The sequence below is a fragment of the Kribbella albertanoniae genome (genome assembly GCF_004348455.1).
Taxonomy (GTDB): Bacteria; Actinomycetota; Actinomycetes; order Propionibacteriales; family Kribbellaceae; genus Kribbella; species Kribbella albertanoniae.
This window is the reverse complement of the sequence record NZ_SMKA01000077.1, coordinates 1-24,554: the sequence shown is the minus strand read 5'-3', so window position 1 is coordinate 24,554 and position 24,554 is coordinate 1. Positions and strand designations below refer to the sequence as shown.

21 protein-coding genes are annotated in these 24,554 nt (G+C 67.9%); 17 read left to right on the top strand and 4 right to left on the bottom strand.

The features are described from left to right. Nucleotides 1-5 precede the first annotated feature (5 nt). Entirely contained in the window at nucleotides 6-1,766 is a 1,761-nt protein-coding gene (locus tag E1261_RS18535; RefSeq protein ID WP_132408132.1) for a DUF4091 domain-containing protein, read from the top strand. Here E1261_RS18535 and E1261_RS18530 read toward each other — a convergent pair. After that, nucleotides 1,761-2,750, bottom strand: coding sequence for a helix-turn-helix domain-containing protein (locus E1261_RS18530; protein WP_132408131.1), 990 nt, complete (start codon nucleotides 2,748-2,750; stop codon nucleotides 1,761-1,763). The two genes, E1261_RS18535 and E1261_RS18530, sit on opposite strands and share 6 nt — an antisense overlap. Before the next feature lie 1,037 nt (nucleotides 2,751-3,787). On the opposite strand from E1261_RS18530, the gene E1261_RS18525 reads away from it, so the two are divergent. Genes E1261_RS18525 through E1261_RS18460 form a run of 14 tightly spaced genes read left to right on the top strand, consistent with a single transcriptional unit; the run spans nucleotide 3,788 to nucleotide 18,795 of the window. Further along, on the top strand, nucleotides 3,788-4,654 hold the full coding sequence (locus E1261_RS18525; protein ID WP_132408130.1) for an ABC transporter permease: 867 nt from the start codon (nucleotides 3,788-3,790) through the stop codon (nucleotides 4,652-4,654). A gap of 16 nt (nucleotides 4,655-4,670) precedes the next feature. Continuing rightward, entirely contained in the window at nucleotides 4,671-5,459 is a 789-nt protein-coding gene (locus tag E1261_RS18520; protein ID WP_132408129.1) for an ABC transporter ATP-binding protein, read from the top strand. Between the two features lie 2 nt (nucleotides 5,460-5,461). Further along, the gene (locus E1261_RS18515) at nucleotides 5,462-6,550 is read left to right on the top strand and encodes a glycosyltransferase family 4 protein (RefSeq protein ID WP_132408128.1); all 1,089 of its coding nucleotides are present in this window, start codon (nucleotides 5,462-5,464) and stop codon (nucleotides 6,548-6,550) included. Beyond that, entirely contained in the window at nucleotides 6,547-7,899 is a 1,353-nt protein-coding gene (locus E1261_RS18510; RefSeq protein ID WP_238176293.1) for a glycosyltransferase, read from the top strand. The genes E1261_RS18515 and E1261_RS18510 overlap by 4 nt, the downstream gene beginning before the upstream one ends. Next, the gene (locus E1261_RS18505) at nucleotides 7,896-8,690 is read left to right on the top strand and encodes a hypothetical protein (protein WP_132408127.1); all 795 of its coding nucleotides are present in this window, start codon (nucleotides 7,896-7,898) and stop codon (nucleotides 8,688-8,690) included. The genes E1261_RS18510 and E1261_RS18505 overlap by 4 nt, the downstream gene beginning before the upstream one ends. A 10-nt stretch (nucleotides 8,691-8,700) precedes the next feature. Then, on the top strand, nucleotides 8,701-9,903 hold the full coding sequence (locus tag E1261_RS18500; protein WP_132408126.1) for a hypothetical protein: 1,203 nt from the start codon (nucleotides 8,701-8,703) through the stop codon (nucleotides 9,901-9,903). After that, nucleotides 9,900-10,511, top strand: coding sequence for an N-acetyltransferase (locus E1261_RS18495; RefSeq protein WP_132408125.1), 612 nt, complete (start codon nucleotides 9,900-9,902; stop codon nucleotides 10,509-10,511). Before E1261_RS18500 ends, E1261_RS18495 begins: the two co-directional genes overlap by 4 nt. Beyond that, the gene (locus E1261_RS18490; RefSeq protein ID WP_132408137.1) at nucleotides 10,508-11,599 is read left to right on the top strand and encodes a DegT/DnrJ/EryC1/StrS family aminotransferase; all 1,092 of its coding nucleotides are present in this window, start codon (nucleotides 10,508-10,510) and stop codon (nucleotides 11,597-11,599) included. Before E1261_RS18495 ends, E1261_RS18490 begins: the two co-directional genes overlap by 4 nt. 1 nt (nucleotide 11,600) lies before the next feature. Beyond that, on the top strand, nucleotides 11,601-12,596 hold the full coding sequence (locus E1261_RS18485; protein ID WP_132408124.1) for a Gfo/Idh/MocA family protein: 996 nt from the start codon (nucleotides 11,601-11,603) through the stop codon (nucleotides 12,594-12,596). After that, nucleotides 12,593-13,645 (top strand): non-hydrolyzing UDP-N-acetylglucosamine 2-epimerase, encoded by a 1,053-nt coding sequence (gene wecB, locus E1261_RS18480; protein ID WP_132408123.1) that lies wholly within the window; start codon nucleotides 12,593-12,595, stop codon nucleotides 13,643-13,645. The genes E1261_RS18485 and wecB overlap by 4 nt, the downstream gene beginning before the upstream one ends. 4 nt (nucleotides 13,646-13,649) lie before the next feature. Further along, nucleotides 13,650-14,816 carry an acyltransferase family protein gene (locus E1261_RS18475; protein WP_132408122.1) on the top strand — a complete coding sequence of 389 codons (1,167 nt, stop codon included), beginning with the start codon at nucleotides 13,650-13,652 and terminating at the stop codon, nucleotides 14,814-14,816. 25 nt (nucleotides 14,817-14,841) lie between these two features. Further along, nucleotides 14,842-16,143 (top strand): nucleotide sugar dehydrogenase, encoded by a 1,302-nt coding sequence (locus tag E1261_RS18470; protein WP_132408121.1) that lies wholly within the window; start codon nucleotides 14,842-14,844, stop codon nucleotides 16,141-16,143. A 47-nt stretch (nucleotides 16,144-16,190) separates the two neighbouring features. Continuing rightward, nucleotides 16,191-17,642 (top strand): glycosyltransferase, encoded by a 1,452-nt coding sequence (locus tag E1261_RS18465; protein WP_132408120.1) that lies wholly within the window; start codon nucleotides 16,191-16,193, stop codon nucleotides 17,640-17,642. Nucleotide 17,643: 1 nt separating this feature from the next. After that, a complete protein-coding gene (locus tag E1261_RS18460; protein WP_238176295.1) occupies nucleotides 17,644-18,795 on the top strand; it encodes a glycosyltransferase in 1,152 nt (383 codons plus the stop codon). A gap of 39 nt (nucleotides 18,796-18,834) precedes the next feature. On the opposite strand, the gene E1261_RS18455 is transcribed toward E1261_RS18460, so the two are convergent. After that, entirely contained in the window at nucleotides 18,835-20,787 is a 1,953-nt protein-coding gene (locus tag E1261_RS18455) for a CocE/NonD family hydrolase (protein WP_132408118.1), read from the bottom strand. 267 nt (nucleotides 20,788-21,054) lie between these two features. On the opposite strand from E1261_RS18455, the gene E1261_RS18450 reads away from it, so the two are divergent. Next, nucleotides 21,055-21,951 (top strand): hypothetical protein, encoded by an 897-nt coding sequence (locus tag E1261_RS18450; RefSeq protein WP_132408117.1) that lies wholly within the window; start codon nucleotides 21,055-21,057, stop codon nucleotides 21,949-21,951. On the opposite strand, the gene E1261_RS18445 is transcribed toward E1261_RS18450, so the two are convergent. Continuing rightward, complete coding sequence (locus E1261_RS18445; protein WP_132408116.1) at nucleotides 21,952-22,827, bottom strand: diacylglycerol kinase catalytic domain-containing protein; 876 nt, start codon at nucleotides 22,825-22,827, stop codon at nucleotides 21,952-21,954. It abuts the gene before it with no gap. Between the two features lies 1 nt (nucleotide 22,828). After that, nucleotides 22,829-23,815 carry an SPFH domain-containing protein gene (locus E1261_RS18440; RefSeq protein WP_132408115.1) on the bottom strand — a complete coding sequence of 329 codons (987 nt, stop codon included), beginning with the start codon at nucleotides 23,813-23,815 and terminating at the stop codon, nucleotides 22,829-22,831. A 76-nt stretch (nucleotides 23,816-23,891) separates the two neighbouring features. On the opposite strand from E1261_RS18440, the gene E1261_RS18435 reads away from it, so the two are divergent. Beyond that, nucleotides 23,892-24,554 (top strand): NUDIX hydrolase (locus tag E1261_RS18435; protein WP_132408114.1); only part of this gene is annotated, 663 nt, incomplete at its 3' end.

The window sequence follows — 24,554 nt, the reverse complement described above, 5'->3', positions numbered from 1 at the left end:
CTCAGGTGACCTTCTCCCGTCGGTCGCTGTTGGCGGGCAGCTTGTCCGCCGTGGTGCCTCTCACCTTGAAGCGAGCCGCCAAACCGCTGGCGGCTGTGTGGGTGGTGAACGACGGCGAGAAGGTCGAGGCGGACGACCTGGCGAATCCGAACAAGCAGCGCAATACGGCTTGGGACGGGCACACTGCGCGGGTTTTCGGTGCGCGTAACGAGGTGGTCGCGTTCCAATTGGTTGCGGAGGCTGGGGCTGCTGGGATCGGTGGGCTGTCGGTTCGGCTGCCGGTGCTGCGGCAGGTGGGTGGGCCGGGGGTGATTCGGTATGCGCCGCCGGCCGCGGATCCGACGTACACGATCGGTCGTCAGATCCAGGTCTTCTCCGAGCGGTGTATGAACATTCGCGAGAAGTCCAACGCGGACTGGATCTACCTGCGCGACTCACCGGCCGAGCCGCCGGATGTGCTGGGAAACAAGCCGGTTCAGCTTGTGCCGGAGAATGCGGCGCAGGGTGGGTTCCCGCTCGCCGTGCCGGCTGCGACCAACCAGGCCTTCTGGTTCGACATCTACATTCCGCGACGGGCGCCGGCGGGGATCTACCGCGGGCAGATCGAGGTCGAAGCCGATCATCAGCTCCGGGTGGTGCCGGTCGAGCTGACGGTCTTTCCGTTCACGCTGCCCGATCAGAACAGCATCAACGCGATGTTCTACTACGAGGGCTCACAGGTCGAACTGCGGCACGGCCGCAATCTCGACCCGGTGTTCCATCGCTTCGCCCATCGCCATCGGGTCGAGTTCGTGGACGGCTACGACATTGCGAAGGCCACTGCCGCCAGATCGCGTTTTACCGGCACGGACTTCACCAGGGCTAACGGCTACGAGGGTCCTGGGGAGGGCGTCGGGAACAACCTTGTCCCACGCACTTTTTACGGCCCGGGGCCTGACTTCGACACTCCGGAGAAGGCGAAGGCCAACGCGCCGCTGTGGACCGACTGGCTGTCGCGCAACCTGCCGGGCAAGCAGACCTTCCTCTACATGCCCGACGAGCCCGGGGCCGACGAGTTCGAGTACATCCGCTCTCTATCCGCGGCAGTGCGGGCATCGGGAGCGCCGCTGCCGATCTTCACCACGCACGCGTACGACGCCGTACTGGACGGACCCGACAAGGCGATCGACATCTGGGCGACAGTTGCCGACCTGTACGACGGCGCCGCGGCGAAGGTGCTCCGCGCCGAGGGCCGGGACATGTGGTTCTACAACGGCCAGCGACCGAACGTCGGCTCGGTGGTGATCGAGTCGCCGGCCACCGATCCACGCGCCAATCTCTGGGCGGCGTTCAAGCACGATGTCCCGACGTACTTCTACTGGCACACCAACCACTGGCGGCACAACCGGCAGGTCCTGCCGGGCCGCGAGCGGAACCAGAACGTCTGGGTGGATCCGGTCACGTTCCACAACAGGCGCGGCTGGTGGGCCAACGGTGACGGCGTCCTGATGTATCCGGGGGAGGACCGCATCTACCCCGACCAGGACCGGGGAATCGCCGGGCCGATCTCCACCATCCAGCTCGCCAACTTCCGCCGCGGGATCCAGGACCACCTGTACCTCACGATGGCACGCGAACGCGGTCTGGATCAGCTCGTCGATCAGCTGGTCGAGCAGATCGTCCCGGCCGTCCTGGATGAGGCCGGGCCCCGCGTCTCGTTCCCCCAACAGGGCAACGCGTACGAGCAGGCCCGTCTCAAGCTTGCGCTGGCTATAGCGGCGTCATAGCCAGTTCTCCCGGGCGGCGTGTAGGGCGAGCTGGAAACGGGTGCTGGCGCCGGTGCGGTTCATCAACCTCTCCAGGTAGCGGAAGAACGTCCGGCGGCTGATCCCGAGCGTGCGGGCGATGGTGTCGTCGGCAGCGCCGGTTGCGAGCAGGGCCAGCAGTCGGCGTTCGATCGGCTCCAGCCGGTCGTCCTCCGTGCCCACGGAGGCGTGCAGTGGCAGGGCGTTGCGCCAGCACAGCTCGAACATGCCGATCAGGGCGGTCAGCAGGCTGCTCGGCCGGATGATCAGCAGCGACCTGTTCACGTCGGTGTCGCGCACCGACATCGACACGAACGCCATCGAGCCGTCGATGATGGTCAGCTTGGCCGGTACGTCGGGCAGGACGCGGGCCTGCTCGCCGGCTTCGACGCACGGCAGGATGTTCTCGGTCAGGTAGCCGGGCACCTCGACCGACTCCGGTGAGTACACGACCCGGTAGGCGACGCCGCGGCTGAGCTGCTCGATCTCCTCCTGGTTCGGTCCGCCGATGTAGTACGGCGGGGAGTCGATGGCCAGGATCTCGCGCTGCGCACTGCCCTTGATCTGGTGGATCCGCTCGACGATCGCGCTGCCGGTGACCACCTCGATCAGGTGCGTGGTCGACTCGTTGTGGACGGTACGGCGGAACTCGTCGTACGCGTTCAGGACCTCGATCCGGGCCTGCTTCAGCTCGGACTCCCGGCGCAGCGTCATAGCCTCCAGACCGGCGTCCGGAGGCACTGGCAGGAAGCGTGAGTGGTCGGACCCGGACCGGCGCGCCAGGCCCGCCTGGACCAGCCCACCGAGCACGGTGTCGATCGCTGCTGACCGGTCGGGGACGCCGTCGTCCAGCTCGGTGACCGACGAGGGTCCGGCCCGCAGCAGATGCTGGTAGACCTTGATCTCGTCGTCGCTGAGTCCGAGCACCCGCAAGTGGTCGGCACGCTCCGTGTCCGAGCTGCCCACGACTCGCCCCTCCCTTCCGAAAGTCGTCACCGTCCGCTACCGCCTCTCCAGTCCGAGATGGACACCTCAGCGCGGTCCGCACTGTCCGTGTCCTGGTGAATGCAGGCAGCGATAATTGTTGTCCTGTCAGCATTCTTGTGCCGTGTCACCATCCGGCCACCATTTCCGCGCAGTTGTGAGCGAGAATTGAGGTCCAGCAGCCCGGCGACGGACCACCTGAGCGCCGCCGGGCTGCTGTTCCAATTCTGGCGGTTGTTCGCTGTTCCGTCAGCGGAGCCCGTTTCGGTTGGGTCTCGATCCCGGCGTATCGGTGCCCTCGCACTCCCGTGCCATCACCGGCTGTGCTGGAGGGTGTACAAACTGTGCATCCCCATCGTGAGGCCGATGAGAACGGGAGTCCCATGCGATCAGCATCTCCGTCCTGTGTGGCCTCTGGCGCGATGACCGCCGCCCTGGTCATCGTGCCTGTCGATCCGGTGGCCGCCCGGCCGTGCTCCGCCCGGCGTGGCCGGGTCACCGGATCCAGTGTGAGGTCCCAGGCGGTGCTGAGCGGTGCTCCGTGGATGGTGAGGCTGTCCATGGCCAAGCGGGGACCCAGTGTCCACCGCCCGGCTCGCCCCGGCCACAAGGCACCCCTGGGACCCCGCCGGTAGGCGTGCTGCGAACTTCCCGGCCGCGCCGATCGTCGTACCGGTGTGAATTGACACGGATTTGACCTTGTTCACTGGTGTTCGGCACAGCTGCTGACGAGCATCGGGTGCGCGTCATTTCCATGCGCTGGAAGGCGTTTTGGTGCCTGCGAGCCGTCAAATGTATATTCCGGATAACGATCGAAGCCGGCCGGAGCCCGGATGGCCGGTTCGATCGGGCGCGACGTCGGTAGCCGTGCGTACGTCGTTGCTCACACTGGAGGACCGTTGTGTCATCGGCGCCGGAGCCGATCCGCTACTCTCTTCCCGGTCTGCGTGGCCCGGTCAAACGAACACCAGCGGCTGAAACGTGGACAGGACTTCATGGCAGAGAGAGGCGTCGCCTGAATGAACGCGACTAGCGTCGACGAGGCATTCAACCCGTCGGTGCATGTGTACGAACCACACAAGGCCGGCTTGCCGCCCTTGCGCCCGTACTTCAAGGCACTCTGGGAACGCCGGGTCTTCGCGGCCGAGATGTCGCGTACCGGTATCCGGGCGGCCAACACCAACACCTTCTTCGGGCAGATCTGGTTGGTCATCAACCCGTTGCTGCTCGCGGGGGTTTATTACCTGCTCACCGACATCATCGCGGGCGGTGCCGCCCGTGAGGACTCCGGCGCGATCTTCGCGCATATGTGTGGCGGGCTGTTCGCCTTCTACTACTTCCAGGGTGCGGTCACCACCGGCGCCGGAAGTGTGGTCGGTGGCGGCAAGCTGCTGATGAACATGGCATTCCCCCGGATGCTGCTCCCCCTGTCGGCACTGCGGACGGCGTTCTTCCGCTTCCTGCCGACGATGGGTGTGTACGCCGCGATCCACCTGCTCACGGGTCAGCCGCTGGGCTGGGTGCAGTTGCTGGCACCGGTGTTCCTGATCCTGCTGACGATGTTCGCGGCCGGGATGAGCATGATCTTCGCCGCGGTGCAGGTGTACTTCCGCGACACGTCCAGCTTCCTGCCGTACTTCATGCGGATCTGGCTGTACCTGTCGCCGGTCCTCTGGTTCGCCGAGAAGGCGCCGGCGAAGTTCCAGGACTACATCCAGTACAACCCGCTCTACTCCCTCCTGGGTGGCTGGACCGATCTGCTGGTCCGCGCCAAGATGCCGGACGCCGAACTCTGGATCGGTGGCGTGGCGTGGGCGGTGGCCGCGCTGCTGGTGGGTTCGCTGTTCTTCATGTCGAGGGAGCGTGAGTTCGCTGTCCGTCTCTGAAGCCGAGAAGAAGACCATGTCAAACGTCGACGCAAGTCCCGCCGTCAAGGTCCAGGACGTCTCCATCACCTATCGGACCACGTTCGAGCGGGTGCCGACCTTCAAGAGCGCGATCGTCCGGTTCGGCCGTGGCGAGCGCGCGGTCCGCGAGGTCAAGGCCGTCCAGAACGTCTCCTTCGACGTCGCGCACGGCACCACGATCGGCATCATCGGGGCCAACGGCGCCGGCAAGTCGACGCTGATGCGGGCGATCGCCGGCATCCTGCCGCCGACCTCGGGCCGGATCGAGGTGCACGGCCGGGTCAGCACGCTGCTGTCCCTGGGCGTGGGCTTCAACGCCCAGCTGTCCGGCAAGGAGAACGTCACCCTCGGTGGCCTGGCCGCGGGGCTGACCCGCAAGCAGGTCCAGGAGCGGTACGAGGAGATCGAGGCCTTCGCCGAGCTCGGTGAAGGGTTCATGGAAATGCCGATGCGGACGTACTCGTCCGGCATGTTCGCCCGGGTGGCCTTCGCGGTCGCCGTGCACATGGACCCCGACATCCTGCTGATCGACGAGGCGCTGTCGGCCGGTGACGCCCAGTTCAAGACCAAGGCCGCGGCCAAGATGAAGGAACTGGTCACGAACAGCCGGACGATGTTCCTGGTCAGCCACGCGATGAGCAGTGTGCGCGAGCTGTGCACGGACTGCATCTGGATCCATCAGGGCAAGGTGATGATGCGCGGCGAGCCCAAGGAGGTCATCGACGCGTACACCCACTTCCTGAAGGTCGGGACCACCGAGGCTGTTTCGCTCGAGGACCTCTGACGATGTCTGGCAGGACAGCGCCGGACGTGGGCATCATCACGACCGGCCACGACGTCGCCGATGCGCGTCTGCACAAGATCACCGCGGCCCTGCAGCACCGCGACCTCAGTGTCGAGCTGTGGGGCCTCGGCGAGCCCGAGGGTGGTCCGGCAGGCGCTGTCGTGCACGCCGGTCCGCGGGGCAACCTGGTCCAGCGGCTGGCCCGGACGGCGGTGCTGCCGTGGCGGACCAACGCCAAGGTGGTGATGACGGTCGATCCGGACATGATCCCGATCACCCGCCTCGTCACCACGTTGCGGCGGCGCAAGATGGTCGCCGACATCCATGAGGACTACACCCGCCTGCTGGCGGACCGGGCCTGGGCGAAGGGGCCGGCCGGACTGCCGGCCCGGCTGATCGTCCGGGCCAGCTCGAAGCTGGCGGCCGGCGCCGACCTGACAGTTGTCGCCGATTCCCATCTTGCCCCGCACGAGGCGAAACAACGCCTGGTCGTGCAGAACTTTCCCTATGTCCCGTTCCTCGCGCCGACGCCGCCCACGGGCACGCCGCGCGCGGTGTACGTCGGGGACCTGCGCGCCAGCCGTGGACTGTTCGACATGGTCGAGACGGTCGCCGCGGCACCGGACTGGTCGCTCGACCTGGTCGGTCCGGTGGCCCCGAGCGACCGTGACGAGCTCGAGGTCCGGATCAACCGGGCCGATCTGGCCGGGCGGGTCCGCCTGCACGGCCGCCAGCCACCGGCTGACGCCTGGCGGCTGACCCAGGGTGCCTGGGCCAGCCTGGCCATGCTGCAGCCGACCCCGGCGTTCGTGGAAGCGATGCCGTCGAAGATCTACGAGTACCTGGCCAGCGGTCTCCCAGTGCTGTCCACCCGGCTGCCGCGGCAGACCCGGGTGATCGAGGAGTCCGGTGGCGGAGTACTGGTGGACTCGGTGGCCGAGGCGTCGGAGACTCTGCGGCGCTGGTCCGCGGACCCCGGCGAGCTGGAAAAACTGCGTGATCACGCGATCGAGTGGGCAGCCGCCAATCTGCCCACGACGACGCCGTACGACGAATTGGCCGACGCGATTCTCAATCTGCTGAGAGCATGACTGCTGAGAGGATGGGCATGACGGACCGCCCACACATGTTGTACGTCGCCTGGGGGTTCCCCCCGTGCCGGGGCGGCGGTGTGTACCGGGCGCTGGCAACCGCGAACCGGTTCGCCGCGCTCGGCTGGAAGGTGACGGTGCTGACGGCCGAACGCGAGACCTTCTACCGGTTCACCGGCGCCGACAAGACCCTTGAGGACCGGGTCGACCCCTCCGTCGAGGTGGTTCGGGTGCCGTTCGACTGGCCGGTCATGGAGACCGACCTGCGCCGCTGGCCCAAGGCCCGGGCCCGCAATCCACGACTGTGGAGCAAGTGGCGCAACAAGCAGGACCTGATCCCGTTCCCCGAGCACGGCTACGGCCCCTGGCGCTCGGTGATCGAGGACGCCGCGGACCGCATCCACGCGGAGAACCCGGTCGACCTCACGGTCGCCACGGCGAACCCGCATGTCGCCTTCACGGCGGCGTACCACCTCCACGAGAAGGGAGGGGTGCCTTACGTGATGGACTACCGCGACGCGTGGCTGCTCGACGTCTTCAGCGGTAACCGGCTGCACGAACCGAACAGCCGGGCCGCGAAGTGGGAGAAGAAGCTGGTCGACGCCGCTCAGGAGGTCTGGTTCGTCAACGACCCGATCAAGGAGTGGCACGTCGAGCTCTACCCGGAGCAGGCGGGCAAGATGCACGTCGTGGCCAACGGCTTCGACCCGGAGCTGGTCCCGGACACGCACGACCGCGGTCCGGTCACCGACCGCCCGCTGACCTTCGGGTACGTCGGCACGGTGTCGCCGAAGGTGCCGCTGCAGGACTTCGTCGACGGCTGGAAGATCGCCGTCGAGGAGTCCGAGGAGCTGGCCGGTGCGAAGGCCAAGATCCACGGCTACCTCGGGTACTACGCGGTGCCGCGGCCGGACATGCTGGCCGCGATCAACTCGGGTTCCGAGGAAGGCGTCAGCTACGAGGGCCCGGTCGGTAAGGCCGAGATCGCCAAGGCGTACGACGAGTTCGACGTCCAGCTGCTGATGCTGGGCAAGGGCAAGTACGTGACCAGCGGCAAGGTCTTCGAGTACCTGGCGACCGGGTTGCCGGTCGTCTCGGTGCACGACCCCGAGAACGCGGCGTCCGACGTACTGCGTGGTCACCCGCTCTGGTTCCCGGTCACCGAGGTGACGCCGGAGGCCATCGCGGCGGCGCTGATCGAGGCTGCCCACGCGGCCCGGACGGCCGACGAAGGGATCCGCCAGAAGGCGCGCGAGTTCGGCGCCGGCTACCGGCGGGACCTGGTGATGGACCCGCGGATCGAAGCACTCGCCGACGCGGTCAAGAAGAAGAGCGAGGTGCACGCATGAGTCAGCAGAAGGTTGTGCTGATGAGCACCAAGCGGCTGAAGCCGGACTACTTCGACACCATCCGCGAGGACCTCGGCGGCGGTGACGACCTCGTCCTGGACGTGGTCGGCTGGCTGCCGCCGATCGATGTCGTCGACGACAAGGTCAACACGTTCACGCTGATCGGCCCGGGCCGGATGCCGACCGCCGAGGACGAGTACGACGAGTACGACGAGTACGACGAGGACGAGTACGACGACGACACCGATGGCGACGGCGACGAGTTCGACGAGTCGCCGGATGCCGTGATCGCGCCGGAGTCGGTCTCGGATCCGAAGTCGGTCACCGGTGACACCGTGACGCCGGCCGCGGCCGAGCCGCACGACGGCGAGGCCGAGCACAGCCATGACCACGGTCACGGGCATGGCCACGGCCACGGGCACGGGCACCTCCCGAAGAAGCGCCCGGAGCCGATGCCGTGGGGCACCGCCCGGGTCAAGCAGGCGGTGCGCTGGCGCTACCGGAAGGTCCGCCGCAAGGTCGGCCGGGCCGCGAACAAGATCGGTCCGGTGAAGTTCGTCCGGACCTCGCGGACCAGCAAGAACCTCAGCAAGGCCTACTGGAAGCGTGTCCAGAGCCGTCCCGACGTGCGCGAGTTCCTGGCGCAGGCCGATGTGGTCATCGCCCTGGACGCGAACGCGATCTGGGCCGGTTGGCACCTCGGGCAGGAGCGGCCGGACCGGCCGGTCGTGCTCGGTCTGCCGGCGGCTCGCCGCGAGCTCGACCAGCTCAAGGTCCCGGCAGGTCATTGAGGTCATGTCCATGACGGTGTCGCGTTCGATTCGTGACAGCCTGCCGGCGCCAGTTGCCCGGACCGCGAAGGCGGTCCGGGCGCGTCTGCGTGGTCTGCGCTACTCGTACGCGACACTGCCGGTCTTCCCACCGGCAGGTGCAGCCCCCGTGCGGATGCTGGTCGGACCGACCAACTCCGCCGGTCAGGGTTACGCCTGGGCCCGCGCGGCCCGGACGCTGCCCGGGGTCGAGGCCGTCTCGTTCGCACTGCACCGCCCGGTGGCCTTCCGCTTCGCCGACGACTACGGCGTACCGCAGTCGTGGTGGAGCCAGTCGCGCTGGGTGCGTGCCCAGCGCGAGCACGTTCTGAGCAGCTACACCCACGTCTTGGTGGAGTCCCTGCGCCCAGTGCTCGGGTACGGCGGCCACCCCGACGCTGCCGCGGATATCGCCGTACTGCAAGAGGCCGGGGTCAACGTCGCGCTGCTGTTCCACGGGTCCGACATCCGGTTGCCCAGCCGGCATGCGGCCCGCGAGCGGTTCTCACCCTTCGCACGAAAAGACGAGCTCACCGACAAGCTCGAGATCCAGGCCCGCAAGCATGCCGAGCTGGTCGAGAGCCTCGGCGTACCGGTCTTCGTCTCCACCCCGGATCTGCTCATCGATGTCCCGCAGGCCCAGTGGCTACCGGTCGTCATCGACCCGGCGCCGTGGGCCCAGGCAGCCCGCCCGCTCTTTCAAAAGCGACACAGCACCGGCGAGCGCCCGGTCGTCGTGCACGTCCCGTCCAGCGCGAGGCTCAAGGGCACGGCCCGGATCGACGAGGTGCTGACCGGGCTGCACGAGCGTGGACTGATCGAGTACCGGCGGATCGCCGACGTTCCGCACGCGGAGATGCCGAGCGTGATCGGCGCCGCTGACATCGTTGTAGACCAGCTGGGAATTGGCCTGTACGGCGTCGCCGCGGCCGAGGCACTCGCGGCGGGCCGGATCGTCGTCTCGTACGTCGGTTCGGACCTGCGCTCGCGGGTGCGTAGTCTGACTGGGCGAGAGGTACCGATCGTGGAGGCGGACGACGACACGCTGAGTGACGTCGTCAGCGATCTAGTCGCTGACCCCGGGACCGCGGCCGCGCAGGCTGCCGCCGGGCCCGGGTTCGTGGCGGAGCTGCACGACGGTCGTCGCGCAGCCGAAGTCCTCAGCCAGTGGCTGACTGTTAAGGAGACCCTGTGACCACCCGCATCGCCCCGTCGGCCGACGTCGACGAGCGCGCCCAGATCGGCGACGGATCGTCGGTCTGGCACCTGGCCCAGGTCCGCGAGAACGCGGTGCTGGGGAAGAACTGCGTCGTCGGCCGCGGCGCCTACGTCGGGACCGGGGTCCAGATCGGCGACAACTGCAAGATCCAGAACTACGCCCTGGTGTACGAGCCGGCCTCGCTCGAGGACGGCGTGTTCATCGGCCCGGCCGTGGTGCTGACCAACGACTACTTCCCGCGCGCGGTGAACCCGGACGGTACGCCGAAGTCCGGGCACGACTGGGAGCCGGTCGGCGTGACGCTGAAGGAAGGCTGCTCGCTCGGTGCCCGCAGCACCTGCGTGGCGCCGGTCACCGTGGGCCGCTGGGCGACTGTCGCCGCCGGTGCCGTGGTGGTCAAGGACGTTCCGGACTTCTCGCTGGTCGCCGGAGTCCCGGCACGCCACCTCAAGTGGGTCGGCAAGGCCGGCGTACCGCTGCTCGCTGTCGGGGACGGCGAGTGGAAATGCCCGAACACGGGCGAGATCTACATCGAAACCGACGGGCGGCTGCGGCCGGCCGACGAAACACAGGAGGAGAACTGATGGTGCAGCCGATTCCGGCCGCGAAGCCGATCATCGGGAAGGAGGAGCGCGAGGCTGTCGACCGTGTCATGCAGTCCGGCATGCTCGCCCAGGGTCCTGAGGTGGCGGCGTTCGAGCAGGAGTTCGGCGCAGCGCTGGTCTCCGGCCGGGCGTGCGTCGCGACGAACTCCGGCACCTCGGGCCTGCACCTGGGCCTGCTGGCCGCGGGGGTCGGACCGGGTGACGAGGTCATCGTCCCGTCCTTCACCTTCGCCGCGACCGCCAACAGCGTCGCGCTGACCGGGGCGACCCCGATCTTCGTCGACATCGAGCCGACGTACTTCTGCCTGGACCCGGCCGCTGTCGAGGCCGCGATCACCGAGAAGACCAAGGCCGTCATGCCGGTGCACCTGTTCGGGCACCCGGCCAACATGACCGCGCTGCAGGCCATCGCCGACAAGCACGGCATCGCGATCTACGAGGACGCGGCCCAGGCGCACGGCGCGACCTGGAACGGCGCCCCGGTCGGCTCGTTCGGTGACTTCGCGATGTTCAGCCTCTACCCGACCAAGAACATGACGTCGGGTGAGGGCGGCATGAACTCGGTCGCCAACGAAGAGCTCGAGCGCCGGATGCGGCTGTTCCGCAACCAGGGCATGCTCAAGCAGTACGAGAACGAGGTCGTCGGCCTGAACAACCGGATGACCGACCTGCACGCCGCCATCGGTCGCGTGCAGCTGACCAAGGTCGGCGGCTGGACCAAGCAGCGGCAGGAGAACGCGGCCTTCCTGGACGCGAACCTGGCCGGTGTCGGCGTCCCGGCAGTGGCCGACGAGGCCAGCCACGTGTACCACCAGTACACGATCCGCGTCACCGAGGACCGTGACGGTTTCGCCAACGCGCTGCGCACCGAGTACGGCGTCGGCTGCGGCGTGTACTACCCGATCCCGAACCACCGGCTCCCGTCGTTCCAGCGTGAGCTGGACCTGCCGGAGACCGAGAAGGCCGCGGCCGAGGTGCTCTCGCTGCCGGTCCACCCCTCGCTGTCCGAGGACGACCTGAACCGGATCGTGGCCGCGGTGAACACCGTGGCGAAGGCTGGTGCGTGAGATGGCGAATCTGAAGGCTGGCCTGATCGGCCTCGGCATGATGGGCCGTCACCACGCCCGCGTGCTGGCTTCCCTGGACGGCGTCGACCTGGTCGCCGTCGCGGACCCGGGCGGTGACAAGTTCGGTGTCGCCGGCGGTCGTCCGGTGCACTCCACCATCGAGCAGTTGATTGCCTCCGGCATCGACTACTGCATGGTCGCGGTCCCGACCCAGTACCACGCCGAGATCGCCAAGGCGCTGGCCGAGGCCGGCGTGCACGCGATGATCGAGAAGCCGCTGGCCGGTTCGTCGGCCGAGGCGACCGAGATCGCCAAGGCGTTCGAGACCGCCGGCCTGGTCGGCGCGGTCGGTCACATCGAGCGGTACAACCCGGCGCTGCAGGCGCTCCGGGTCCGCCTCGAGGCCGGCGAGCTGGGCGACATCTACCAGATCACCACGCGTCGGCAGGGCCCGTTCCCGGCCCGCATCGCCGACGTCGGCGTCGTACTGGACCTGGCCACGCACGACATCGACCTGACCGCGTGGGTGACCCAGTCCGCGTTCGTCACGGTGTCCGCGCAGAGCGCGCACAAGTCCGGCCGTGACTACGAGGACCTGATCGCCATCACCGGCAAGCTGGCCGACGGCACCGTCACCAGCCACCTGGTCAACTGGCTGTCCCCGATGAAGGAGCGGCTCACCGTCGTCACCGGTGAGAAGGGCGCCTTCATCGCCGACACCCTGACCGCCGACCTGACCTTCCACGCCAACGGCACGGTCGCCACCGCGTGGGACGACGTCGCGCACTTCCGTGGTGTCAGCGAGGGCGACATGATCCGCTACGCGATCAGCAAGCCCGAGCCGCTGCGGACCGAGCACGAGGCCTTCCGGGACGCCGTACTGGGCAAGGAAGCCGACATCGTCACGCTGCAGCAGGGTCTGACGACCGTCGCTGTGGCCGAGGCCGTCATCCAGTCGGCCGCCGAGGACCGCACCATCAAGGTCGCCGCGTCGTGAAGGTTCTGAGCGTTGTCGGGGCGCGTCCCCAGTTCGTGAAGCTGGCGCCGATCGCGGAGGCTTTCGCCGCGACCGACCACGAGCACGTGATCGTCCACACCGGTCAGCACTACGACAAGAACATGTCCGACGTGTTCTTCGCCGACCTGCGGATCCCGGCTCCGGATGTCCACATGGGCATCGGGTCCGGCAGCCACGGCGTGCAGACCGGCGCGATGCTGGCCGCGATGGACGCCGTACTGGACGAGCACAAGCCGGACTGGGTGCTCGTCTACGGCGACACGAACTCGACGCTCGCCGGCGCGTTGTCGGCCGTGAAGATGCACCTCCCGGTGGCGCACCTGGAGGCCGGTCTGCGGTCGTTCAACCGGCGGATGCCGGAGGAGCACAACCGCGTGCTGACCGACCACGCGTCGGACATCCTGCTGGCCCCGACCCAGGTGGCGATGGATCACCTGGCCAACGAGGGTCTGAAGGACAAGTCGCGCCTGGTCGGCGATGTCATGACGGACGTGTGCTTCCGCGTCCGCGACGCCGTACAGGACAAGCCGCTCGACCTGCCGTTCAAGCAGGGTGAGTACCTGGTCGCCACGATCCACCGCCCCGACAACACCGACGACCCGGAGATCCTGGCTGGCATCGTCGAGGGCCTGGCGAACGTCGGGCGCCCGGTGGTCCTGCTGGCGCACCCGCGGCTGGTCGCGAAGTGTGCGGAGCACGGCATCAAGCTGGAGCGTCCGGACGGTTCGCTGCACGTCCGCGAGCCGCTGGCCTACCCGGAGATGGTTCAGGCCGTCATCGGCTCGGCCGGTGTGGTCACCGACTCCGGTGGACTGCAGAAGGAGGCCTTCCTGCTCGGCCGCGTGTGCACCACGCTGCGTCCCGAGACGGAGTGGGTTGAGACCGTCGAGTCCGGCTGGAACGTGCTGACCTCCGACGTGAGCAAGCTGCCCGAGCTGGCTGCTCGGACGGCGCCGACGGGCGAGCGCCCGATGCCGTACGGCGACGGTCACGCGGCCGGTCGCGTGGTCGCCACGCTCGCCGAGTAGTTCGATGACATGGGCTGCCGAGGATCGGGTGCAGCCGCCCGCCCAGGATGTTTCTGGGCCGGCGGCGGTCCCGGCCTCGGCAGTCACTGTTTCCAGGCCCCGCGTCGAGTCGCTCACCGGTCTGCGCTGGTGGGCGGCGTTCTTCGTCTTCACCCATCACATGGGCTATCTGGCCCCGCTGCCGATCCGCGAGTTCCTGAAGCTCGGCACGTCCGGGGTGACGTTCTTCTTCGTGCTCTCGGGTTTCGTCCTGACCTGGTCGGCCCGGCCCGGCAGCGTTGTCGGGAGTATGGCCGCCGGCACGTTCTACCGCCGCCGGTTCGCCCGGATCGTCCCGGCCCACGTGGTCGCGCTGATCCCGGCGCTGTTCGTGTTCTACCGGTTCGATCCGCCGGACAACCTGTTCTGGATCAAGCCGGTCTCGATGACCGCGATCGTGCTCTCGCTGTTCCTGCTGAACGGCTGGTCGAACAACCCCACCATCCTGTACGGCGGCAATCCGGCGTCCTGGACGTTGTCGATCGAAGCGTTCTTCTACGCGTTCTTCCCGTTCCTGCACCGGGCCACGGCCAAGCTGAAGCTGGGCGGAGCGCTCGTCCTCGCGGCGGCTGCCGTCGTCATCGCCGGCGGCTACCGGCTGACGCAGTACAACTGGGTCGATCTACCGACACTGCCCCCGCCATTGCTGCATGCGGTTGCGTTCGTGGTCGGTATCGCGATCGCGATCGTCTTGCGTTCCGGCTGGATTCCGCCGCTGCCCGCCTGGACCGGCTACCTGGCGATCGGCATCGGTCTGGCCGTACTCACCTACACCTTCCGGCACCCCGGCAAGGTGCCGTTCGGTACCGAGATCAGCCTGCTGCAGAAGGAGATTCTCACTCTCCTCTACGGCTTCCTGATCCTGGTCGTCGCTGCCCGGGACCTGCGCGGGGGCCGGTCCCTTCTCCGGAGCAAACCATTGGTCGCCCTCGGCCGATGGTCGTTCTCCTTCTATCTGGTGCATGCCACCGTGCTGTACGGGATCAGAGAACTCCATGGAAGCAGCGAGCCTGTTTCGTGGTTGAACCTGACCTGGTACGCCGGCGTCGGCGCCGTATCGATCCTTGCCTCGTGGCTGCTCTACAAGTTCGTCGAGCACCCGCTGGAACTCAAGCTACGAGGCTCCCGTTGAAGAATCACTATCTAGTGGAGTCAGTGTGCGCGTCAGTGTAATTGCCTTGGGCAAGATCGGTCTGCCGTTGGCGGTCCAGTTCGCTTCGAAGGGCCACCAGGTCGTCGGTGTCGACATCAACGAGAAGTTCGTCGAGCTGGTGAACGCCGGCCAGGAGCCGTTCCCGGGTGAGGACCACCTGCAGGAGCTGCTCGCCGAGACCGTGGCCGACGGCCGCCTGCGGGCGACCACCGACTACGCGGACGCGATCCCGAACAGCGACGCCGTCGTGATCGTGGTGCCGCTGTTCGTGGACGAGAAGACCGGTGAGCCGGAGTTCGGCTGGATGGAGAACGCGACCCGTTCGCTGGCTCAGCACCTCACCCCGGGCACCCTGGTCTCCTACGAGACCACGCTGCCGGTCGGTACCACCCGGAGCCGGTGGAAGCCGATGCTGGAGGAGATCTCCGGCCTGACCGAGGGCACCGACTTCCACCTGGTGTTCTCCCCGGAGCGCGTCCTCACCGGCCGCGTCTTCGCGGACCTGCGGAAGTACCCGAAGCTGGTCGGCGGTCTGTCCGACGAGGGTGCGAAGCGCGCCACCGAGTTCTACGAGGCCGTCCTGGACTTCGACGAGCGTCCGGATCTCGAGCGTGGCAACGGCGTCTGGGACCTCGGTTCCGCTGAGGCCGCCGAGCTGGCGAAGCTGGCCGAGACCACCTACCGTGACGTCAACATCGGCCTCGCGAACCAGTTCGCCCGGTTCGCCGGCCAGAACGGCATCGACGTCACCCAGGTCATCGACGCGTCGAACTCGCAGCCCTACAGCCACATCCACCGTCCCGGCATCGCCGTCGGCGGCCACTGCATCCCGGTCTACCCGCGGCTCTACCTGTGGACCGACCCGGAGGCGACCGTCGTCCGCGCCGCCCGTGAGGCGAACGCCGGCATGCCGGACTACACCATCGGCCTGCTCGAGGGCGCGTACGGCGAGCTCAAGGGCGCCAAGGTGGTCGTCCTCGGTGCGTCGTACCGCGGTGGCGTCAAGGAGACCGCGTTCTCCGGCGTCTTCCCGGCCGTCGACGCGCTCAAGGGCCGCGGCGCCGAGGTCTTCGTGCACGACCCGATGTACACCGACGAGGAGCTGACCAAGCTCGGCTTCACGCCGTACGCGCTGGGCACGCCGGTGGACGCGGCGGTGCTGCAGGCCGACCACGCCGAGTACGCCGAGCTGTCGCCTGCCGACCTGCCCGGGATCACCGTGCTGGTGGACGGTCGCGACAAGACCGACGCCGCCAAGTGGGCCGGCGTGCGGCGGATCGTGATCGGAAGGTCCGTCCGGCAGTGACCCAGCCCGACCTTTGGGCAGTAGTACGTTCCGAGGCCGGTGCACAGGTGACTGTGCTCCGGCCTTCGGCCACCAGGGAGTCGTCGAAGGAGTTCGTCGACGGCGCCCTGGTCGTGCATGTCCCGCTGCGCGAACCGCAGGCCGGAGACCGGCACAAGGTCGCACTGATGGAGTTCAAGGCAGATGTGGCCCACGGCCGCGTCGGCCGTGGCAGGCAGTTGCTCCGACGCGTCTGGTTGAAGGTGCTGAAGTTTGATGGACGGCCGCGTGCCTCCCAGGCACAGCAGCTGGAACTCACCTTCGGTGGGCTGATCGACCGTCTGCAGCCGGATGTCTTGTACGCACAGGACCCGGCGATGCTGGCCGTAGCCACCCGTGCCGCCGACCGCGCGAAGCTGCAGAAGCGCACACTGAAGGTCTCCCAAGACGCTGATGTGAAGAGGGCACCCGCTCGCGTCCGCACGCATGACAGGCGCTTGCTGATCGGGCCGGTGAACAGTGCCGGTCAGGCGTGGCTGTGGGCGAATGCACTCGAGCAGGCGGTGCCGGGGCTCGCTGCGGAGGCGCTCAACACCACTGGTGCTCGATATGAGTTCGCTGCGCACCGCACTGCGACGGAAGCGCAGTACAAGTCGGATCTGCGCTGGCAATTCGACCTGACGGCGTACGTGTTGGCACAGGTCAGTCATGTGCTGTTCGAAGGCGGGCGGCCGCTGTTCGGTCAGCTCCCCGGGCAGCTGTGGACTTCTGACGTGCCGACGCTGGACAAGGCCGGCATCAAACACGGCCTGATCTTCCATGGCTCGGAGATTCGCGATCCGGCCAAGCATCGTGAGCTTTTCGAGCACTCGCCGTTCCAGAACCCCGATGACGACTTCACCAAGCGACTGCAGGCCGCGAACGACGTGCTGCGGCGGCACCTGGCGACGTACGAGGGTCCTGTGTTCGTCACGACGCCGGACCTGCTGGAGTTCGTCGACAACAGCACCTGGTTGCCTCTGACGGTCGACGTGGATGCACTGGCGTCGGACCGGCCAGTGCTGGAGCGTGAGGTGCCGGTGGTGCTGCATGCGCCGTCCAGCAGCGCTCTGAAGGGTTCCGCGTACGTCGATCCCGTGCTGACCGAGCTGGAGGCCCGCGGGCTGATCAAGTACCAGCGGGTCGAGGGCGTGCGGCATGCCGAGTTGTCCGCGCTGGTGAAGGACGCCGACCTGGTGGTCGACCAGCTGACGCTCGGCTCGTACGGCGTACTGGCGTGTGAGGCGATGGCGGCCGGGCGGGTCACCGTGGGGCACGTCGCGGACCGGGTGCGGGCGCAGCTGCCGTCCGAGCTGCCGATTGCCGAGGCCACTCCGGGGGACCTTGGTGCGGTGATCGAGCGTTTGGTGAGTGAGCGGGAGACGTCGCGGAAGCTGGCCGATCGCGGACCGGAGTACGTTCGTGACCTGCATGATGGCCGCAGTGCGGTCGCAGCGCTGCTACCTTTCCTCGGTGGCTGACATGCGGGTATTGATGATTGCGCAGTCTCCGATCGCCGGGGACTCGCGAATCCTTCGCGAGGCAACCGCGCTGGCGGATGCTGGGCACACGATTCACATCATCGGGCGGGACGTTCCCGAGGGCTTCGAGATCGGCCCCGGGATCACGGTCGAGTCGGTGTCGCGGTCCTCCGGGCTACGTGCCGGTGGTGGCGGGCTCGCGGTCGGGCACGGGCGGCGTGGGCCGAAGGTGCTGGCCAAGCGTTTCGGCCGCTGGCTGCTGCTCCCCGAGCACCGGCTGCGTACCGAGAAGCAGTGGCGACTCGCAGCGGCACCACGGGTAGCCGAGGCCGGCCCGTTCGACGTCGTACACGCTCATGACTTCAACACGCTGGAGCTTGCCGCCGAGTACGCCGAAAGCTGGCAGGCCGTGCTGGTCTACGACAGCCACGAGCTGTGGTTCGACCGGGCGCTGCCGGGTCGGCCGACGCCGCTCTGGCGCGCGCGTGGCCGCAAGTTCGAAGGCGAGCTGGCCGCGAAGGCGCGCCTCGTCTTCACGGTTTCCGACGGCATCGCGGTGCGGCTGCGCGACCGCGGGCTGAAGGACGTCCGCGTCATCCGGAACACGTTCCCGAAGGCCGACTTCGTCCCGCCGCCCCTCGAGCGCCCCGAGGGACTCCTGTACGCCGGTCGCGTCGGCGCGGGCCGCGACCTTCCGACAGTGGTCGGTGCAGCTAAGCAGCTGGCGCCGTTCCGGACCGTGTTGATGGGGTCGGTGGATCCCAACTACCGCTTGGATCTGGGCCCGGTCGAGGTCGTGGCCGAGCGCTCCATCGACGAGGTCGACGACACCCTGCGCTCGTACGGGATCTCGCTGGTCACGCTGACCAACACCTGCGAGAACCACCGCCTGGCGCTGCCCAACAAACTCTTCCACGCCGTCCGAGCCGGCGTACCGGTCGTCGCCGCCGACCTCCCCGAACTGCGGGCCGTGGTGACGGCACACCAACTCGGCACGCTCTACACACCCGGCGATCCCGGTTCGCTGGCGGCCGCCGTACAAGGGCTCATCGAGAACTACCCCGTCTACACCGCCGGCATCCGCGAAGCCGCCGACGAACTCAACTGGGAACAAGACTCCGAAGCCCTCGTGAAGGCTTACTCGGAGCTGTAAAAATGAGGCCCCGGCTCGAAAGCCGGGGCCTCATCAGTGTCAGCGGGAAGCTTCCACCATCTGCTCCATCAGCTTGACCGGGTCCTTCTCCGGCTCGGGCTGGGCCAGGTCACTGGCCTGGACGCGCGCCTGCGGGGCTCCCGGGGTCGCCAGCGACTGGGTGTAGCCGGTGAGCGGGAGGGTCAGGTACGAGCGGGTCGGGTCCAGGGTGAGGGTGGCACCCGTGAACGGGATCGAGGGGTTGTCCGGCTCGACCGTCAGGACGAGGCCGAGACGGTGACCGGCGCCGAAGACGACGTCGTCGGCGTTCAGCTCGAACGTCAGGTCGTACCACTTGCCCGACTTCAGCGATTCCTTGCGATTCAGCGACTTGTAGTGCCCGACGTCGGCGAGTGTCCGGACGACGACGGCCGCGTCCGAGACCGCGGTGTTCACCTGGGTCTGGGCGTAGCAACCGGTGTCGAGCGTGTTGCCGTCACCCCAGCAGACGCGGGTGTTCGGCACGTTCGTGACGTTCCTGAACCGGGTCGCCGTACCGTAGTCGACGATCCGCGCCTTGATGCCGGCCGCGGGCCGGTTCGACTTCACCCGGACGGTCACCTTGCCGGTGCCGCTGATCCGGACCGCCTTGTCCAGCGTGTCGCTGAGGAACACGGCACGGTCGGGCTTCGGCGTGGTCGGGTCCAGTACGACGGCGTCCGTGGACTCGTCGGCCGTCCCGGTGAAGCTGATCGGGTCGCCGGTGGCGGCCGCGATCGACAGCCCGCCGGCCTTGGCGCCGGCCGCCTTGCCGAGGTTCAGCTTGGTCTGCTTGACACCGGCCGCCGGCCACTTGGCCTCGGTCGTGTAGCTGCCGTCCTCACGCATGATGGTGGCCTGCGGCTGCTTCATCACGTCGTTCTTCAGGCCCTGCAGCCAGTAGTCGAACCACGGGTGCAACTGGTTCACGTAGGCGTCCCGGAAGCTGAAGCCGTCCAGGTGCACACCCTGGTGCAGGAAGATCTTCCGCGGCACGTTGCGCTTGGCGATCGCGTCCCACCACTCGCCGTAGTGCCGGGTCTTCACGTTCTCGTCGTCCAGACCGTGGATCGCGAAGACGGAGGCGCGCACCTTGCTCGCGTCCAGGTTGTAGTTCCGCGGGTCCCAGAACTTGCTGTAGCTGCCGGTCCGGGTGTCGGAGTCCTGCTCGATCTCGTCGGTCAGCGCGACACAACGCGGTGTCTTGTCGTTGCTGACGTAGTCGTACAGGAATCCCATGTACTCGTCGTAGAACGGCACCCCGAAGCTGCGGGTGTAGTCGTACCAGCTGGAGATCGCCGCGATCGGGACGATCGTCTCCAGGCCGCGGACGCCGGTGCTGGCCACGGAGTTCGCGATCGTTCCGTTCCACGACGTACCGATCATGCCGGCCTTGCCGGTGGACCAGTCGGCCTTCGCCTTGCTGCCATCCGGGTTGTAGCCGGGAACCCGGTTGTTCAGCCAGTCGATGACCGCCTTGGTGCCGAGCACCTCGAAGTCCCCGCCGACGTCGGTGCAGCCGGTGGACCGGTTCGTCCCCGGCATGTCGACGAACGCGACGGCGTACCCGCGAGGCACGAAGTAGTTGTCCAGCCAGGTGCCGTACACCTGCCGGATCCCCTTGTCGTCGAAGTAGGTGGCCGGATCACCGGCGTAGTACGGCGACGCCTGGATGATGACCGGTACGTCGACCCCGGCCTGCGCGGCCTCACCCGGACGGATGATGTCCACGGTGATCTGGTCGGTGACGCCGTTCTCGTCGTTGTCCGTCTTCGGGACGTCGACCGCGATCCGCTCGTGGATCGCGTTGTCGTAGTCGTACGCCGCAACCGTCTGCGTCCCCTGGACGAACGGCTTGGCCGGCGGCGTCGCGGCCTCGGTTGACGGCCGGGCGGCCGCTGACAGTGTCGCAGCCGGAATCAGTGCGGCCGCAGCGAGCAGGATCGTCCCGGTCCGGAACGGAGTTCTGCGCATGCGTGACTCTCCCCTTTGGGCGGTGGGTAAGCACGACGGCCCGCCCTCGAAACAGGCCGTGGTTGTATCCGCACCCTATGCACAGATGACCATCGTTGTCAGTAGACATCTCGTCTCAGTCAGCCACCCGGCGTACAGGTCACGGGTAATACTTCGGCCCTCCCGGCTGCCCGCAAGGGCATAACCATTGCGGTGGCGTCCGTATCGAGAGGTGTGAAGGCCGGAGGGGTGCCTTCAGCACAGCCCGAACGCGATGAGAGGAACACCATGAAGCTTCGTCAGGCAGCGACACTCGTGGGGACGGCAGCACTGCTGCTGGCCGCTGCCCCGACCGGCGCGCAGGCGGCGCCGACCGCAGGATGCTCGATCAACCTGGGGGCCGTGACGGACACCGGGGTCCACACCTTCCGTACCGTCACGCCACCGACCTCGTCCGCTGTGGTGAACACCGCGGGCCTCTTCGGTCCCGGTCGAGTCACGATGAGCACGTCCTTCATCGACACCCCGCAGGGCGTCGGCACCCCGGACGGCTCGTCGATCCGGTACGGGTACGTCGTACTCGGTGGCGCGCTGATGCGGCTGGACTACTCGACCAAGCCCGACGGGACGCTGGACGCCTACACGCTCGACGAGATCAACGGGGCCTTTACGGGGTACACCGCGATCGAGCTGTCGCAGTACGGAACGCTCGAGAACGGCGTCAGCCGCCAGACCTTCTACGCCTTGCGCGCCGACGGCACGCTGGAGCGGCGTGACCTGAAGAAGAGCTGGGAGCCCACCGGCACGTTCGCCGGCCTCCCGGGCATCAAGTCGATCGCGCTGATTTCCCAGACCGCGACGTACGACACCTTCCTCGCGACCACCAAGGCCGGCGGCCTCTACACGCTGCACATCCCGGTCACCTCGCCCATGAAGGTGACGGTGAAGACCGTCCGCTCGTCAACCTGGCAAGGATTCGAGACCCTCCTCGCCAACCGCTGCGGCCCGTCCGGCACCCTGCTCGTCGGCATCGACAAAGACACCAACACCGGCCACCTCTACGAGCTCAGCCGCGCCACCGGCACCTCAACAACAATCAAGCCCGTCGGACCCCTCCCAGCCGGCGCCCCCGCCCCGATCAACTTCCGCTGGACCCCAGAAATCGGCAACCTGAACGGCGAATAGTCACACCACGAGATGCAGTTTGACGGGGGCGACGCTGATGTCGAGGCGTTGGCCCCAGGTGATGGTGAGGGTGTCGGATTCCATGCCGTCGCCGAAGACGACCAGGTCGGACTCGGCGGTGATCGTCAAGGTGTCGGGGGCCTTCAGTAGGCCCTCGGTGTTGTCGGTGCCGGTTGCTGGTGACGGCCAGGCCTCTCGGACGAACCAGCACAGCGCCGGGTCGAGAGGTCCGGGGAGCGTGAGTGGGCTGCGGCGTTCCTGCCAGGCCGATCGGCACCAGCCGGACGAGCCGGTTCCGGTACCGACCAGGATCCCGGACGACGACTGCCGCTCCGAACCCAGCCAGTACCGCGCGGACTGGTGCGTGCGATGACCGACGTACACCTCGTTGAGGGCGATCAACTGTTGCCCGTCGTCGGTGGTCGCGGCGACCATCGTGCGCTCGGCGATCTCCCGCTCTGTTATCTCCCGTTGGGCGAGGAGTCCAGTGATCGCGGCTGGTTCGTGGGGGACGAGGATGCCGGGGTTGCGGGCCGGCTCCGGGTTGATGCCGATGACCGGTTGGCTGTCCAGGTACTTGGCGACGTTGGCCACCAGCCCGTCCTGGCCGACCGCGATCACCACGTCCTCCGGGCCGAACACGAACCGGTCGAGGTCGTTGCGCTCGGCAACAGTACGGCGCCAGTCCAGTGGGATGGCCGCGGAAACCGTAGCCAGGGCATCGGTCTGGGCCTGGTGCCGTACGTCCAGCTCGGCCAGGTCCCGGCCGCGGCCGGCCAGGAAGAAACCCGCCTGCTGCCGGGTCCCGTGCCGGGCGATCAGCTCGGTGAGTTCGGTCGCCCGGTGCACGATCACCGCCCGTGGTGGCAGCGGCATGTCAGGCCGTCAGCTTGGTCAGCAGCGGGGTGAGTAGGTCGGGGGTGAGGTTCAGCGTGCCGATCTCCGGCAGTGCGCCCTGCTTGATCGCCAGCGCCAGGATCGTGCCCTGGTCCAGCTCGGCGTACGCCTCGAGCATCGCCTTCTCCGCCGCAGCCTCGGCCGCGCCGATCACCCGCTTGGCGTCCGCCTCCGACTCCGCCAGCGCACGCTGCCGGCTCGCGGCCGCCTGCGTCTCGATCTGCCCGGCGGCCGCAGCCTCGGTGGCACGCATGCGCTCGTTCTGCCCACGCTGGTTGACCAACTGCTCCTCGCGACGGGCGAGCTCGATCTGGTTCTGCAGCTCGTTCTCCGCGATCGAACGCTCGCGCTCGACGGCCATCGCGCGCCGTTCGTACGTCGCCTTGTCCGCAGCCTGCTGGACCATCTCCCGGGTCGGCGTCTGCAGCGCCTTCTCGACATCCCGCTCGGCCCGGACCGCGACCACCCGGACATCCTCGACGCCGATCCCGAGCCCGGTCAGGCGCTGATCCTCACGCAGGCCGATCCCGCAGGCCTGGCGCAGTTGAGTCATCCCCTCGGACAGCGCCTCGGTCAGGCTCATCCGGGCGAGCAGGTCGAGCGCGGTCTGCTGCGCGAGCTCGGTCAGGAGTCCGCCGAGCTGCTCGAGCGGCGTGGACCGCCACATGCCGGTGTCGGGATCGATACCGAAGTCCAGCCGCGTCGCGGCCAGCCCCGGGTCGACCACGCGGTAGGTGACGGTCGCCTGGACTGCCACGTCCTGGAAGTCCTGCGTCCGCCCGTGGAACAGCAGCGGCTGCTCGCGGTCGTCGACCGGGATCTCGCTCAGCGACGAGTTCAGCGCCCGGAACCAGAACGCCTGCCCGGCGCCGTCGTGCGCGACCTTCCCGTTGCGCAGGTGCCGCACGTGGGTGGTCGGGTTGGCCCGCAGGTGACTGATGAAGCGGAACCGCGTGATGTCTGCCATGTCTCTCCTTTGTCGTCACTTTGACGATAAGGGGTGACGTGACTTCTCGTCAAGGTGACGATTAGAGTGGTTGTTCATGGACTTCGTGCCGCTGGGCCTCGCCACCGACCTGGTCATCCTGACCGTCCGCGACGGCGCCCTGCAGGTGCTGCTGATCCGCCGCGGCATCGCGCCGTACCGGGGTCGCTGGGCCCTCCCGGGCGGCTTCGTCCGGGAGAACGAGGACCTGGAAGAGACCGCCCGCCGCGAACTCACCGAGGAAACGGGCTTAGCCACGGACCGCATCCACCTCGAGCAGATAGCGACGTACGGCGCCCCTCGCCGTGACCCCCGCGGTCGCGTGGTCAGCGTCGCCTACCTGGCTCTCGTCCCCGACCTCCCGACCCCGGTGGCCGGTACCGACGCCGAATCCGCCAGCTGGGTCCCCGCTGGGGATCTGCTCGCTGACCCGGCTCGCCTGGCGTTCGACCACCACCAGATCCTCACCGACGCCGTCGAACGAGCCCGAGCCAAACTCGAGTACTCGCCCCTGGCCGCCGCCTTCTGTCCCCCCGAATTCACGATCTCCGAACTCCGAACCATCTACGAAGCCGTCTGGGGCACCCCGCTAGACCCCCGCAACTTCCACCGCAAAGTCACCAAAACCCCCGGCTTCGTAGACCCCGTCGGCACCACCACAACCCGAGACGGCGGCCGCCCCGCCCAACTCTTCCGCCGCGGCACAGCCACCACCCTCCAC